General features: G+C 67.2%; 13 protein-coding genes. 6 read left to right on the forward strand and 7 right to left on the reverse strand.

The window, feature by feature from the left end; all coding sequences use genetic code 11:
- Window positions 1-88: 88 nt before the first annotated feature.
- Window positions 89-1462, reverse strand: coding sequence for a cytochrome P450 (locus KF887_05015; protein ID QYK43442.1), 1374 nt, complete (start codon window positions 1460-1462; stop codon window positions 89-91).
- Window positions 1463-1593: 131 nt separating this feature from the next.
- Here KF887_05015 and KF887_05020 point away from each other — a divergent pair, with 131 nt between their 5' ends.
- The 3 genes from KF887_05020 to KF887_05030 all read left to right on the forward strand — a co-directional run bounded on the left by KF887_05020 (window position 1594) and on the right by KF887_05030 (window position 4984).
- Window positions 1594-2169, forward strand: a complete 576-nt coding sequence (locus KF887_05020; protein QYK42484.1) for a hypothetical protein — start codon at window positions 1594-1596, stop codon at window positions 2167-2169.
- Between the two features lie 132 nt (window positions 2170-2301).
- Window positions 2302-3477, forward strand: a complete 1176-nt coding sequence (gene tuf / locus KF887_05025) for an elongation factor Tu (protein QYK42485.1) — start codon at window positions 2302-2304, stop codon at window positions 3475-3477.
- Window positions 3478-3631: 154 nt separating this feature from the next.
- The gene (locus KF887_05030; protein QYK42486.1) at window positions 3632-4984 is read left to right on the forward strand and encodes a hypothetical protein; all 1353 of its coding nucleotides are present in this window, start codon (window positions 3632-3634) and stop codon (window positions 4982-4984) included.
- A gap of 42 nt (window positions 4985-5026) precedes the next feature.
- Here the strand turns inward: KF887_05030 and KF887_05035 are convergent, their stop codons facing one another.
- The 6 genes from KF887_05035 to KF887_05060 form a co-directional block, all read right to left on the reverse strand.
- A complete protein-coding gene (locus KF887_05035) occupies window positions 5027-5557 on the reverse strand; it encodes a DUF2478 domain-containing protein (GenBank protein QYK42487.1) in 531 nt (176 codons plus the stop codon).
- A gap of 63 nt (window positions 5558-5620) precedes the next feature.
- The gene (locus KF887_05040; GenBank protein QYK42488.1) at window positions 5621-8080 is read right to left on the reverse strand and encodes an arsenate reductase (azurin) large subunit; all 2460 of its coding nucleotides are present in this window, start codon (window positions 8078-8080) and stop codon (window positions 5621-5623) included.
- Window positions 8081-8092: 12 nt separating this feature from the next.
- Window positions 8093-8614, reverse strand: a complete 522-nt coding sequence (locus KF887_05045; protein ID QYK42489.1) for an arsenate reductase (azurin) small subunit — start codon at window positions 8612-8614, stop codon at window positions 8093-8095.
- A gap of 151 nt (window positions 8615-8765) precedes the next feature.
- Window positions 8766-9971 (reverse strand): sigma-54-dependent Fis family transcriptional regulator, encoded by a 1206-nt coding sequence (locus tag KF887_05050; GenBank protein ID QYK42490.1) that lies wholly within the window; start codon window positions 9969-9971, stop codon window positions 8766-8768.
- On the reverse strand, window positions 9964-11382 hold the full coding sequence (locus KF887_05055; protein ID QYK42491.1) for a HAMP domain-containing histidine kinase: 1419 nt from the start codon (window positions 11380-11382) through the stop codon (window positions 9964-9966). The genes KF887_05050 and KF887_05055 overlap by 8 nt, the downstream gene beginning before the upstream one ends.
- A gap of 3 nt (window positions 11383-11385) precedes the next feature.
- Window positions 11386-12246, reverse strand: a complete 861-nt coding sequence (locus KF887_05060) for a PhnD/SsuA/transferrin family substrate-binding protein (protein ID QYK42492.1) — start codon at window positions 12244-12246, stop codon at window positions 11386-11388.
- Window positions 12247-12377: 131 nt separating this feature from the next.
- Here KF887_05060 and KF887_05065 point away from each other — a divergent pair, with 131 nt between their 5' ends.
- The 3 genes from KF887_05065 (at window position 12378) to KF887_05075 (ending at window position 14642) form a co-directional block, all read left to right on the forward strand.
- The gene (locus KF887_05065; GenBank protein QYK42493.1) at window positions 12378-12701 is read left to right on the forward strand and encodes a winged helix-turn-helix transcriptional regulator; all 324 of its coding nucleotides are present in this window, start codon (window positions 12378-12380) and stop codon (window positions 12699-12701) included.
- A complete protein-coding gene (arsB, locus tag KF887_05070; GenBank protein QYK42494.1) occupies window positions 12698-13717 on the forward strand; it encodes an ACR3 family arsenite efflux transporter in 1020 nt (339 codons plus the stop codon). Before KF887_05065 ends, arsB begins: the two co-directional genes overlap by 4 nt.
- Before the next feature lie 409 nt (window positions 13718-14126).
- Window positions 14127-14642, forward strand: coding sequence for an outer membrane beta-barrel protein (locus tag KF887_05075; protein ID QYK42495.1), 516 nt, complete (start codon window positions 14127-14129; stop codon window positions 14640-14642).
- The last annotated feature ends 10 nt before the right edge of the window (window positions 14643-14652 follow it).

Consider the following 14652-nt stretch of genomic DNA (forward strand, 5'->3'; position numbering starts at 1 on the left):
GGACAGAACTGGCACCGCGGCGTGCCCGCCCTGCGCATGCCTTGCCGGCGCGCGACGGTTCAGGGCCCGCCCTTGCGGCGGGGTCGCGTCAGGCCCGCTCCACCTTCAGCCACACGCCGCCCTCCGGCCGAAGCGTCAGGATCATCACCGGCTTCGGCGCCTTGCCGGGCACCAGCGAGAACCGGAACCGCGACAGAAGCGTGGCCAGGATGATCACCGCCTCCTGCACCGCGAAGTTGGCGCCGATGCAGACCCGCGGCCCGTCGCCGAAGGGCAGCCAGGCGAAACGGTCGATGGCCTTGGGGTCGGCAAAGCGCGACGGATCGAAACGGTCCGGATCGGGCCAGAGCCTGTGGTGACGGTGCAGCGCATAGATCGGCAGGATCACCGTGTCGCCGGGCAGGATGTCGCGACCCATCAGCGTGTCGGCTGCCCGCGCGGTGCGCGACAGGAAAGCCGCGGGCGGATACATCCGCAGCGTCTCGTCCACGATCCGGCGGATCAGCGGCAGCGCCGACACGTCGGCGGCAGTTGCCGCGCGCCCGCCAAGCACCGCCTGCGCCTCGGCCCGCGCCTCTGCCTGAACGTCTCCGTCGAAGGCGCACAGATACAGCGCCCAGGCCAGTGTCAGGGCAGTCGTCTCGTGCCCTGCAACGATGAAGGTCAGAAGATTGTCGCGCAGTTCCGCGGTGGTCATGCGTCGGCCGGACTTCGGATCCTCGCCCGCCATCAGCAGGTCGAGCAGATCGGGGACCGGTCGCCCGCCTTCCGCCCGCCGTCGGTCGATGGCCGCATCGGCCACGCGCTTCATCTGCCGCATCGCCGATCCGGCAACCATGCGTCCCGGGCGCGGCACCCAGGGCGGCGCGCCGATGATGTCGAGCAGCGACACCCGCGCGGTCTGGGCGATGTAGTGTTCGATCGCGCGATGCACCGCGCTCCGGTCGAACCCGCCTGCCGGATCGCCGGACAGCGTGACATCCGAGATCACCTCGAATGTCGTGGCCACCATCTCGTCATACAGGTCGGCGGCGCGGCCCGTGGCACGCCCGATCCGCTCGGCCGCGCGTTCGGCGGCCGCAGTCATCACCGGGCCCAGTGCCGCGACGTTGCGGTGGCTGAACACCGGCGCGGCGGTGCGTCGCTGCCACATCCATTCGGCGCCTTCCGCAACGAACAGGCTGTCGCCGATGGCGGGTTCGAGGATCAGCTTGGTCACCACCGACTTCGGATAGTTGTCGACGTTCTCGCGCAGGATGCGGCGCAGCGCCTCGGGCGCCATGACCATGTGCCAGCGCTTGACCGTGCGGCCCGACAGCATGGGCGCGCGGGTGGCGATCTCGGGAATCAGTTCCAGCACGTTGCGGCGTCCGGCCCTGAACGATCCGATCACGCCCAGCGGCGTGGTCGTCAGCGGAACGCGGACCGGCAGGCTTGCGGCGGGCAGTTCGGTGGACAGCATGGTCGCGACCTCGGACATCAGCGCCGGATATAGGCATCCCGGCGCCGTCCGGCCAGCCATGCCGGGGTGCGGCGGTTGCGCCGGGGGGCCGGGCGGGCTATCCCCCGGTAGTGACATCCGGGAAGGACACCATGATCGCATTCCGTCTATTGGTTGCCGTGCTGGGGCTGACGCTGGTGACCGGCTGCGCGCGCGATGACCTGAACGACCCGCCGGCGAACCTTGGCGATTTCCGCCTGGGACTGGCCGTGGTCGTGACCGACAACATGCAGAAGGTTCCGATCTCGCGCGAGGCCACGGGCGAGGAGTGGCAGGCGGCACTGGACAAGGCGCTCAGGGACCGGTTCGGCCGCTACGAGGGCGACAGGTTCTACAACATCGGCGTGACCGTGGACGGCTATGCCCTGGCCCCGCCCGGCGTGCCGATCGTGGCCTCGCCGAAGTCGATCCTCGTCGCAACGGTGGCGGTCTTCGACGATGCGAAGGGCGAGATGCTGAACGAGGACCGGAAGGGCCACCAGATCACCGCGTTCGAGGAAACCTCGGGTGGCACCATCGTCGGCTCCGGCCTGACCAAGACGAAGGAGGAACAGATGGAAAGCCTGGCCTTCGTGGCGGTGCGGCGGATCGAGGAATACCTGCTGGCCAATCCGGAATGGTTCGGTCTGCCCCCGGGCCCCCGCGACACCTCGGCCGAGGTGGAATAACCCGCCGCGCGGCCCTTCGCCCGCTTGATTTTCCTTCGTCCGGCGGCTAAGTGCGCCGCGTCGCAATGAGGGCCCGCGCGCCGGTCGCATCCGACCACGGCGGAGGCCCCCCAACCACACGAGGCGTGCCCCATGGGTAAGGCAAAGTTTGAACGGAACAAACCGCATGTGAACATCGGGACCATTGGTCACGTTGACCATGGGAAGACGACGCTGACGGCTGCGATCACGAAGTATTTCGGCGAGTTCCGGGCCTATGACCAGATCGACGGCGCGCCGGAAGAGCGTGCGCGGGGGATCACGATCTCGACGGCGCATGTGGAATACGAGACGGATGCGCGCCACTACGCGCACGTCGACTGCCCCGGCCACGCGGACTATGTGAAGAACATGATCACCGGCGCGGCGCAGATGGACGGCGCGATCCTGGTCTGCGCGGCGTCGGACGGCCCGATGCCGCAGACGCGCGAGCACATCCTGCTGGGCCGGCAGGTGGGCATTCCCTACATGGTGGTCTATCTGAACAAGATCGACCTCGTGGATGACGAGGAACTGCTGGAACTGGTCGAGATGGAGGTGCGCGAGCTCCTGTCGTCCTACGACTATCCCGGCGACGACATCCCGATCATCAAGGGCTCGGCGCACCAGGCGATGATCGGCGAGCGCAAGGACATCGGCGAGGATTCGATCCGGGCGCTGATGAAGGCGGTGGACGACTACATCCCGACGCCGGCGCGTGCGGTGGACCAGCCGTTCCTGATGCCGATCGAGGACGTGTTCTCGATCTCGGGCCGCGGCACGGTGGTGACCGGCCGGGTGGAGCGTGGCGTGATCAACGTCGGCGACGAGGTCGAGATCGTGGGCATCCGCCCGACGAAGAAGTCGGTCTGCACCGGGGTCGAGATGTTCCGCAAGCTTCTGGACCGGGGCGAGGCGGGCGACAACATCGGCGCGCTCCTGCGCGGGATCGACCGCGAGGGCGTGGAGCGTGGCCAGGTGCTGTGCAAGCCCGGCTCGGTGAAGCCGCACACCAAGTTCGAGGCCGAGGCCTACATCCTGACCAAGGAAGAGGGCGGGCGCCACACGCCGTTCTTCGCCAACTACCGCCCGCAGTTCTACTTCCGCACGACGGACGTGACCGGGACGGTGCAGCTGCCGGAAGGCACCGAGATGGTGATGCCGGGCGACAACCTGAAGTTCGAGGTCGAACTGATCGCCCCGATCGCCATGGAGGAAAAGCTGCGCTTCGCCATCCGCGAAGGCGGCCGCACCGTCGGCGCAGGCGTCGTCTCGAAAATCATCGCGTAAGGGCTTCGCGCCCGAAAACGCGATCCACCTCTTGCAGGGCCGCCCGCCACGGGCGGCCCTGTGTTCTTTCATGCCCCGGAATGCCATCGGGCAGCCCCAGTCCGGCCACGATCCGCGCGCAACGCTGGCACGGACAACTGCGCAGAGGTGCATCGTGGGGTATGTGTTCCGGTTCGTCTTTGGCGGCCCGTTCGTGATCCAGTTCGCCGTTGCGGCGGCCCTGACATGGTTCGGTCTGTCGGTCCAGCAGGACCAGGCCGCCCTTCTGGCCGCGCGGCAGGCGTTGCAGGCGGCCGAACCGCCGGCTGCGGTCAATGTGGGGGCCTTCAGCCCCGGCTCGGCCGGGAAGCTGCCGGTGGAACTGCGGATTCGCGCGACGCTGGCGACCGACCACAACGTGCGGCTGGTGCGCAAGACCAACGGTATCACCACGGGCGAAAGCCTGCTCTACGTCCTGATGGATCCCGAGGCCGACGCCGGCACCATGGTGGCGCGGGCCGGGATCGTGATCGACCCCGATGATCTGGAACGGGTGGCAACCTATCTGATCGGCAGTTCCGTCGGCTTTGCCGCCAAGGGGCCGGTGGTCGAGATCGGCGGCCTCGTGGCCCGGCCTGGCGAGGCGAGCCACGCCAGGAAGGCGATGCGCGAACAGGGCCTGACGGTCGCGCCGGAGTTCTTCTTCGTGGAGCCCTTCGTGAACGGACGGGCCGGCACACTCGCCGCCGCGCCCCGCGACAGCGGCGACCTGCCGATGATCATCTTCGGCTTCGCCGGGCTGTTCGGGCTGATCGGTGTCAAGCGGCTGCTGGGTGGCAGACGCACCGCGACGGCAGCCCCGGCCCCTGCCGCGCCGAAGGCGGCTGTCGCAAGGCCGCTGCCCTGGGTGCGGCGGCTGCTGGGCATCGCCGTCGTCACGGTGGGCCTCGGTGCCTGGGCGTGGATGAAGGCCTTCAGCGGTTACTTCGGGGCGACCGGCAAGCCGCTCGAACTTGCGGACATCACGGGCGGATGGGCCGGGTTCTGGGGCAATGCCGGGGCCGATGCGGTTTCGGTGATCGCGCCGATCCTGCTGACCCTCGTCGCCATGCTGGTCGTCATCGTACTGATGGTGCGCCGCGTTCTGCGGGTGCTGGGCTTACTGACGCGGCGCCCGCAGGTTCCGGCGGTTGCGCCACCCCCCGTTGCCGTTCCGGTCGCGACGCCTGCCGTGGGCCTGCCGGCCTGGGCCATGGTGAAACATAAGCAGACCGCACCGCCCCCGGCTGCCGCCGCGATGCCGCCGGCGCCAGCCCTGCCGCCCGTCATCGTGTCCCGGCGCGGGGCCCCCGGGCCACTGGCGATCCGCCCCGGGTTCTCGCTGCGCGACATGCTTCCGGCGCGACGCGGCGCTGCCTTGTCAGGCCCCGATCCGTTCGACCGGCTGGCTGCACAGGTCCGTGCCGAACGGGAACGGGAACAGGGCCGCGCCAGTGCCTCCGTGCCGCGCCTGCACCCCGCCGAATAGGGTGGGCATGCACAAAGCTGCATTCTGATTGCTGGCCTGGTTTCAGTCCGACGCTTCTGTCATCGCGAGGTTGCGCGCCGCCGCGCCTTCGGCCCAGGCGACAACCCGTGAAGCCCGCGCCTCGAGCGGTGTCGCCAGCCCGTCGACGAACTCCAGAAATGCTGGCAGGTTCAATCCATTGACGCCAACGATGACGGGGACGCCGAGGTCGAGCGCGCGAACGATGGCGGGTCGCAGGCCGCGGCCGAGACATTCCTGCTTGCCGAACTTGTTCACCACGAGGACATCGCATCCGGCCAGCCTCGCCTCGACGTCGGCCGCAACAGCTTCGATCGCTCCGGAGTCGAGGCGGCAACCTCGAGAGCCCTGCCCGAGCGGCTGGCTGATCCGATGCAGCGGACCGTCGGGCAGAACCCGGATGTCGGTGTCGCAGGGATGGGCGTGGTGACTGACCGGCAGGGCCCGGACGGTGCCCGCCAGCCGCAACCCGCGTGCCTGCAGACGGGCGACGGCGTCGCTCAGGCAGTCGTCGATCAGGCCGCGGCCCTCAAGGGTCACAAAGGCAATCTGCATGTCATGCTCACGCTCGCAGGAACCGGGGCGCGCGGCAGGCGCACCCCGGCACGTTGTCGGTCGTCAGAGCGTAACCTCCCACGACTTGAAGCTGAGCTGCGCCATCTTGGGGCTGGCATCCGCGATCTTGCGGATGTTGGCCCAGGTCTGCTTGTAGTTCGGCAGGATCAGCGTGTTCGTCCCGGCGTTGATCACGTTGCCCTGCGTGCCCGAGGGCGCGCCGAACAGCATGAAGGTTTCGTTCCGCCGTGCCGTCGGTTCGATGTAGACCATCGCCTGGGTCGCTCCGACGTCGTTGTAGACCTCGGCCATGTCGCCGTTCTTCAGCCCGAGTTCTGCGGCATCCTCAGGGTTGATCTGAAGGTAGGGCAACGGGAATCGATCTGCGACAAAGTCGTTGTCCTGGTCGAGGAACCAGTTCTGCCAGTTGATGTTGGACCGTCCGTTGTTGATCAGGAAGCGGTGGTTCGCCCTTTGCTGTTCCTTGCCCGGCGCCTCGAGCCCGCGCCAGCCTGCGGCCATGAACAGCGCCTTCTTGTCCTCGCGTCCGTGCCGCGTGAACATGCCGTCCTCGTAGAGGCGCGGCGTGCCGACCAGCTTGCCGTCGGCAAAGCCTGTGACCGGTTCCTGAACGCCGTTCGTGCCCATCGCGCGCAGACGCTCGTAGGTCACCTCGGGGTTGCCCTGGTGGTAGCCGTCCATGAAGGCGTCTTCCTCGGTCTGCCAGTCGAAACCCGTGAACTGGGCAGCATAGTCCGTCCGCCCATCCTCGGTCAGCACGCGCTGCAGATGATTGGCGAGCCGCGCGGCGATCAGGCAGTCGGGCATCGCCTGGCCGGGACCGTCCATGTACTTCTCGGTCAGGCGCAGGCGGCGTTCGCCGTTCATCGAGGTGAGGTTCATCTCGCCTGCCTCGACGGCGGGCAGGATGACATGCGCGGCCTGCGCGTTCTGCGTGTGGATGATGTCCACATGCACCGAGAACAGCCCCCCTGCCTCGATCGCCGCCACGATCGCGTCCACCATCTCGGCGCGCGTCGCGCCCGGCCGCGCATCCATCGCCTCCTTCACCATGTTGGTGCGGCGATTGTACTCGCGCTTGAACGCGCTTGCGTTGAGCGTGGTCTTGTAGTGGTCGGTCGCCCAGTTGTGGTGCACCTTGCCGCGACCGGCGATGACCAGCTGATCGAAGTAGGGCGCGGGCCGGCCGACATGGCCGTCGCCGGGGCGGTAGTAGCCTTCCTGGTGGCCGCCAAGGCGGCAGCAGCCACCGCCCTCGCGCCCGACGTTCCCGGTGGCGAGCGCGATGTTCAAGAGCGCGCCGATGGTCCGGTAGTTGTCGTTGCCCCAGATGATGCCCTTCTCGTAGGCCGTCACCGTCTTGCGGCGGCTTCCGTCGTCCTTGGGCTTGGCGATCCATTCCGCAGCCTGGACGATCTGGGCCTCGGTCAGGCCGGTGATCGCGGCCGCGTCGGCCAGGCGCATCCTGCAGGCCTCGCGCGCCGCCGCGAAAGACCCGAGATTGGCGGGGTGTGCGGCATCCTCGGGCACGGCAATGCCGTCGGCAAAGGTCGACGCCGCGATGAAGTCCTGATCCACCCATCCCTGATCCGCGATGTGGGTGAAAAGGGCGTTGAAGAGCGCGAGGTCGCTGCCCGAGTTGATGGCGAGGTGAAGAACGTTTTCAGCGCCCGCGACCTCTTCGCAGGCATTGATGGTGACCGACCGGCGCGGATCGACCACGATCACCCGCGCGCCGTTCCGCATTCCCGGAACCATGTGGTTCAGGAACAGGTTCGTCTGTGTTTCCAGCGGGTTGGCACCGACGATGAAGATGGTGTCGGTCACTTCGTAGTCGGCATACTGATAGTTCAGCTCGTCCACGCCCATGTCTCGGCCGGAGTGCACTTCCGAGTTGTAGGCCGGACGGTTGTGGATGCGGCAGTGCTTTACCTTCATCGACCCGAAATAAAGCTTGCCGGTGCCCCAGGTGTTCTCGTATCCGCCTGCGCTGCCGCCGTGGTCGAACATCGAGACAAAAAGGTCGTCCTCGTTGTCCTTGTCCACCACCCGTGCCGTCACGCGCGCAACGAGGTCGAGCGCGTCATCCCATGTCGTCGGCTGCCAGGTGCCGTAACGCCAGACCAGCGGGTCGGTCAGGCGCTGTTGCTGCGTGCCCGTCACGTCGGACCGGCGGTTCTCGGCCATCCGCGCGCCCCGGACAGACCCGAGTCCCGCGTTCACCACGCAGTCAACGTCGGGCTTGATCACGAGGTGGACGTTCTGGCCATCCTGCTTGACCACATTGTACATGGATGGCGCGTACCAGGCATCGGTTTCCTGGAATTGCTGCTTGCTCAGGTCCTCGCCCGACCAGTTGGATTGCGGCGTCCCCTGGCGGTTCAGCGGCCAGGTGTACGCCTTGTAGCCGCAGCCGACGATGCAGTAGTGGCAGGTGACATTGTGCACCTTGGCATCCGCGGGGATGATCGGCAGGCGGTCGATGTTGCGTTTGTAGGCCATGTCCTTTCCCCCCTATGCCAGCACGTTGGAGAGACGGCCGTAGATCAGCTCGTCCACCCCTTCGGCAAAGATGTCGCCGTTCGCGTCGACCCGCAGCGTGAACTGCGGCAGGTTCTGCGTCGCGTGGCCCCAGGTCTGCTGCCCGCCTGCCTCGCAGTCGAACCGGCTGAAATGGCCGGGGCAGTTCAGCGTCTTGTCCCCGGCGTTGTAGGACATCTGCCATCCCTTGTGCGGGCACAGGATCGAGAAGGCGACGACGTCACCATCCGGCCCGACGCCCCCCTGGACCGGATTTCCCAGCCTCAGCAGCACACCGGGGCTGTCGGAATCGGGATAGGCGATGTCCATCGGTTCGTTGACCTTGAGGGCCGACAGATTCGCCAGCCGGTTCGAGGGGTAGTCGAGCCGCGCGAGCGACTGCGCCTGCGCGGGCGCAGGGGCGATGAACGTGGCAGCGGCCGCACCCGCGGCGCTGATCGCGCCGCCGCGCAGGAACTGTCGCCGACCAACGTCGACGAGCTTCGAGCATTTCATTGCTGGGGCCCTCCCTGGCTTCCGGATTGGGCCCAGTTTAGCCAGTCAATGCAGGGCGCGGCGCGATTTGAAGCGGATGCTGCCTTGCGGCAAGTCGTTCGGAAAGTGCCGAAAATTCAGACGTTCGGATTTCCGAACAGGCAAGGGGCAGTCATAGCCCCAGTTTCTGCATCTTTTCCCAAAGGGTCGTGCGCGAGACGCGCAAGAGCCGCGCAGCCTCGCCAACCTGCCCTCCCGTCCGATCGAGGACCGCGGCAATCTGGGCACGTTCGGCCGCATCGCGCACCTCGGCCAAGGGTCGCACCGTCTCTGCTTCGGCGCGCTCGGGGAAAAGATCCGCTGTGGTGATCATCCCACCCGTCGCCATCTCCACCGCGCGCGCAAGCCGTGCCCGCACTTCGCGTCCGTTTCCGGGCCAGTCATGGCCGCGCATCGCCTCGTCCGCCATGGCCGCGATCCCCGCCAGTGGCACATCGCGGCGGGCGTTCAGGCCGGGGAACAGTCTGTGTGCAAGCCAGACCGCATCGTCCGGCCGGTCGGCAAGAGGCGGCACGACGATCGAATGCGCCCCGAACAGCGCCCCAAGATCGCCACGCAGAGCGGACGGATCAAATCCCATACCCTGACCGGCCGTCGCGATCAGCCTGGGGCTGCCTTTGCGGGCCAGCGTCATCATCCGATCCTGCCCCGGCCCTGGCAATCGGTCGATGGCCACGACGACCAGGGTTCCGTCGCGCGCTTCCTCTGCCGCCGCGCTGATGGCGACGGCCGCATCTGGTTCCTGCGCCACATCGAGGGTGACAAGCGGTGCTGCACAGCGATCAGACGCTGCATGCAACCGGCGGGCCAGCCTCAGCTTGCCCGAGCCTGACGGGCCCGTGATCAATACCGGACCTTCTCGCGCGGCAGCGGCGTCGATCTGCCGGTCGAGCGCTCTTGCCGCCGGGCTGATTCCCGATTGCGGCGGCATTTCAACATCGGGCCGCGCCTGCATGACCAGCGCCAGACGCCTGAGGAAGGAAGCCATGTCGAAAGGTTTGGTGATGTAGTCGGACGCCCCGGACCGGATCAGTCGCACGGCCTGTTCGATCCCGCCCTGTCCGGTGATGAACAGGAACGGCGGCGGTGGGCGCGTGCGCAAGAGTGTCTCGTACAACTCCTCGCCGGTTCCATCCGGCAACCGGATGTCGCAGACGACGCCGTCGATGCTGCGCCGAGGTGTGCGGATTGCAGGTAGGGCGCGCGCGATCTGGCGGTGCCACTGAACCTCGGCCCCCTCCAGCGTCAGTCGCTGGACAAGCGAGTTTCCCATGATGTCGTCATCTTCAACAAGGACGATGCGGCGGCCCTCAAGCATGGGTCGGGTCCTGAAGCGGCAGGTCGACCCGGATCACCGTCTCGGCACCTTCCCGGTCATGCGCGACCTGGCCCTGGAGGCCGGCCACAAGATCATGAACCAGACGCAGTCCCACACCCCCGCCGGGCGGCAACGGCCCGGAACCCAGAAGGCGCGCTTCCATGGCCGGATCGAGGCCGGTCCCCGTGTCCCGAACGACAATGGAAAGATGACCGGCGCCATTGGCAACACGCAGGCCGACCTTCCCGCCGTAACCTGCGGCCGCACCCGCGTTCAGGAGAAGATTCAGCACGATCTGCCGCACCGGCGCGGAAGGCTGCATCGCCAGCGAAGCGGCGGGGGCGACCACTTCCCAGTCCAAAGCCTGTGACCGGCCATGCGCCTCGGGCTCGAACAAAAGCTTCAGGTCCTCGAAGTCTTCGGGCCGCAATGGCTCCCCCGTGCGGTCAAGCCGATTCTGGTCGAGCATCGCTCGGGTCACATCCCGCAGGTGTGCCAGGCCACGGTGCATCAGGTCGGCCGACTGGCGCACGACCTCGGGCCTGTCGGCATAGGTTCGGATCGTGTCCGCCGCGTTCAGAAGGCCGCCGAGGGGGTTGTTCACCTCATGCGCAAGCGAGGACGACAGCCGCCCGAGGCTGACGAAGCGCTCCCGCTCGGCCAGCCGTCGCTCGGCCTCGGCCCGGGCCTCGACAGCGCCGGTCATCCGGTTGTAGGCGGCAATCAACCTGATCATGCCGGGATCGCCGTGCGGCATGTTGCCGGGTGGTATGGGTTGCGGTGCGCCACGCGTTCCGTCCATCGCCTGCACCAGCAGGCCGACCGGGCGCAGGATACGCGCGACGGCCAGCCATCCGGCGAAGGCGAGGAGCAACGTGGCAAGCGCGTTTCCGGACAGCAGCCAGAGCGCGAGGCTCCGGCGTTCCGCCAGAAGGTCGCTGGCGTCCATCTCGGTCACGATACGCCCGACGGACCGGCCCTGCACGACAAGTGGCTCGACGACCCGCAGGATCGCGTCGCCCGTCATGCGAACCGACGCGGCCGGCACGGCATCCGCCTCGAAAGGCGCAGCATCCGCGCCAACCGGTGCACGCCGAGGATCCGTCGCGGCAAGAACCCGGCCCGCATCGTCCTGGACGACGGTCAGCAAGAGCCGTTGGCGATGTCCCGATGCCGCCGCGCGGTCGAGAATGTCGAAGACCTCCCACACATCCTGCCGCAGGACGGAAGGCCCGAGCGCCACGGACAGGCCTTCCATGTGCAGGCGCGCGGTTTCGGACAGGCGCGCATCCTGCACGCGGCCAAGCGCCGCCAGGACGCCGTAGCTCGCGACCAGCCCCAGGGCGATCATCAGGGCCGCCATGATCAGCGGCACGCGCAGGGTGATGGGCAGGTCGCGGAAGCGCCGCATGAGTCAACCGTCCCCCATTTCGGCCATCCGGGCGGCGATGCCGTCGAAGAGGGTTGGCGTGCCCGCAATGACACCGTCGAGAAACAGAAGCTGCAGCACCGTCCGTCCGACGGCGCTGTCCTTCAGCCCGCGCAGGGCGGTGCCGCAGGCAGCGATCCCGGGTTCGGCGATACGGTCTGCCCGGGCAACGAACGGCGGAAAGCCCAACCATTCCGACCGCCCGATGACCTTCGTCTGTGCAGCCAGGTCAGGTTCGGTCTCGCTCAGGGCCTCCCAGACGTAGCCGTCGACACTGCCCGACCGGGTCAACCCGCCGGCAACCGCCCGCACCACGTTGCGGTGGCCATAGGCAAAGATCGTCCGGGCGAAAAAGCGGTCCGTTGTCTCGCCAAGGCGCGCAAGATCCGAAGCCGTGACAAGGAAACCCGAGTTGCTGTCTGGGTCGGAGAAGGCATGCGTCCCGCCCCTCAGCTCGGCGAGTGATCCCGCCGGATCGTCCGCGTCAACGATGAGGTAGGACTGGTACAGCGGACGGCCGCGCCAGACCGGCACCCCGAGAAGCGAGAGTTTTGCCTCGTGCTGAAGATAGGGGTAGCCGCATGTCCACGCGGCATCCACGGAACCGTCGAGAAGTGCGCCCGAGATTTCCTGATATGTGCGTCGCTGGACGAGTTCGATGTCCTGGCCCATGCCTTCCGCCAAAGCGGCGCGCAGGGCGGAAATGACCGCTGCGTCGTTGTCGAGGAAGACGGGTGTCAGAGCAAATCTGAAGGGTGCCGGGCCTTGGGCCCAGCTTCGAGTTGCAACGAAGGGCGCGGCCGACGCCGCCGCTCCCATCAGCACGGCGCGACGCGTGCTTTTCATCCATTTCCCCCCCGGAGCGCGTCTCCCCCGCGCCACCCACGATCTCAAGCGCCACGGACTCTCTTGTCTGATGGAGGGTGAAATCGTAGATCGACGATATACGGAATCCTTCCGGCTTGGGAAGTGCGCCGATGGCAACGGACGAGACGACAACGGCCGCCCTGGCAAAGGCTCTCGCACATCCGGCGCGGATCCGGATCCTCCGATTGCTTCAGGCTACTCCCGGCTGCATCGGAGGCGACATCGTGGAGGCCGTCGGCCTGGCGCAGTCCACGGTGTCGGAGCACCTCCGCATCCTGAAGTCCGCAGGTGTGATCTCGGGCGAGATCGACGGGGCCCGGATTTGCTATGCGCTCAACCCGACTGCATTGGCCCCGCTGTCTGACCTGATCAAGGGGCTCACCCCTCCGCCGGACGGGGCCTGCTGCATTCCCGGAAAGAAGGAAACGGCATGAGCCTGTTCGAGCGCTGGCTGACCCTGTGGGTCGCGCTTTGCATCCTGGCGGGGCTTGTGCTTGGCAACCTCGTGCCCGGCCTGTTCGGCGTTCTGGCGGGGCTGGAATATGCCTCGGTCAACCTTGTGGTGGCCGTGCTGATCTGGGCGATGGTCTATCCGATGATGATCGCCATCGACCTCGGCTCGCTCAAGGATGTCGGACGGCGACCGAAGGGGCTGGTCATCACGCTGGTGATCAACTGGCTGATCAAGCCCTTCACCATGGCCGCGCTGGCCGTGCTGTTCTTCAACCACCTGTTCGCAGGGCTGGTCGACCCGGCAAAGGCCCCTGAATACATCGCGGGGCTGATCCTGCTGGGGGCCGCACCCTGCACGGCGATGGTCTTCGTCTGGTCACAGCTGACAAAGGGCGATCCGAACTACACGCTGGTGCAGGTCTCGGTGAACGACCTGATCATGGTCGTGGCCTTCGCGCCCATCGTGGCCTTCCTGCTGGGTGTGACCGACATTTCCGTGCCATGGGAGACGCTGATCCTTTCGGTGGTCCTGTACATCGTGATCCCGCTGATTGCAGGAGCGCTGACACGCCGGGCGTTGATGGCACGCGGCGGGGACGCGGCGGTTTCGGGCTTCACGGCGCGGATCAAACCGGGTTCGGTTCTTGGCCTCTTGCTGACCGTCGTGCTTCTCTTCGGTTTTCAGGGGCAGGTCATCATCGCACAGCCGCTTCTGATCGGGCTGATCGCCGTGCCGATCCTCATCCAGTCCTACGGCATCTTCGCGCTTGGCTATGCCTGGGCCTTCGCCTGGCAGCTGCCGCACCGGGTAGCGGCGCCCTGCGCCCTGATCGGCACGTCGAACTTCTTCGAGCTTGCGGTGGCGGTGGCCATCGGTCTTTTCGGTCTGAACTCCGGTGCGGCTCTGGCGACCGTCGTCGGTGTGCTGGTCGAGGTGCCCGTCATGCTCTCGCTGGTCGCCTTCGCCAACCGCACCCGACACAGGTTTCCGGCATGACCGACACGCCCAACACTGACGACGCGCTGGTGCCTGCCATTGATCGTGAACGGCTTTTCCCGCCGCCGCCCTTTCCCGGCACGCATGATCCGGGCATCAACCGCATGTCGGCCGGGAACATCTGACCGTGCGGGATCGAGGCCTGGCCCGCTGCACGGGGGTGCGGCGGGCCTTTTGCTGACTGTCGCGGCCAAGCCATTGCGCGCGCTGGATTTACCGGGGCATTCCGGCGGCCGTGCCCGTCCCGCGACCGTCCCGCCCGCGTATGGCCCGCGTATGGCATCCGTCCCGACAGGCCGCGCGCACCGCCCTGTTAACCTGCAACGGCGAATCGCCCCGCCCCGGCCTGCCGTTGACGGAATGCGGGCGCAGGCGCATGATCGAATCGCCTGCGAATCTGGAGGATCGGATGCTCCGCCTGCTGTGCACGACCGCGCCGTTTGCCCTGTTGTCCCTGGCACCTGTCCAGGCGCAGGAGTTCTATCTGGGTCTGGGTGTCGGCGCCGGGTCGATCAGCCCGTCGGGGTTCGACGACTACAACGAGCTGTCGGTGATCGGCGGCGTGCAGTATCCGGTCAGCGGCAACTTCTTTCTGGGCGGCGAGGTCGAGGCCGGGACGGCCTCGGGCAGCGCCGACATCGACGGGGTGTCGCGCCTGCGGGTGCTTGCCGGGATCAAGACGCAGGACGTGTCGTTCTTCGTCGCGGCGGGCGCCGTGCGGATGCGCGGACCCTTTGCCGATCTGAGCGGCGAGTCGTCGGGCACCAGCTTTGGCATCGGTATCGAGGTTCCGGTTCAGGACCGGTTCAAGCTGCGGGTCGAGGCGATCCGCGACAGCTATGACACCGGCGGGACGATCGGCAAGGTGACGCTGCCGGACTGGAAGGTCGATACGCTGCGCGTGGGCGCGTTCTTCCGTTTCTGACCTGTCGTGA

The sequence above is a fragment of the Paracoccaceae bacterium genome, assembly GCA_019454225.1.
In the GTDB taxonomy this organism is placed as follows: Bacteria; Pseudomonadota; Alphaproteobacteria; order Rhodobacterales; family Rhodobacteraceae.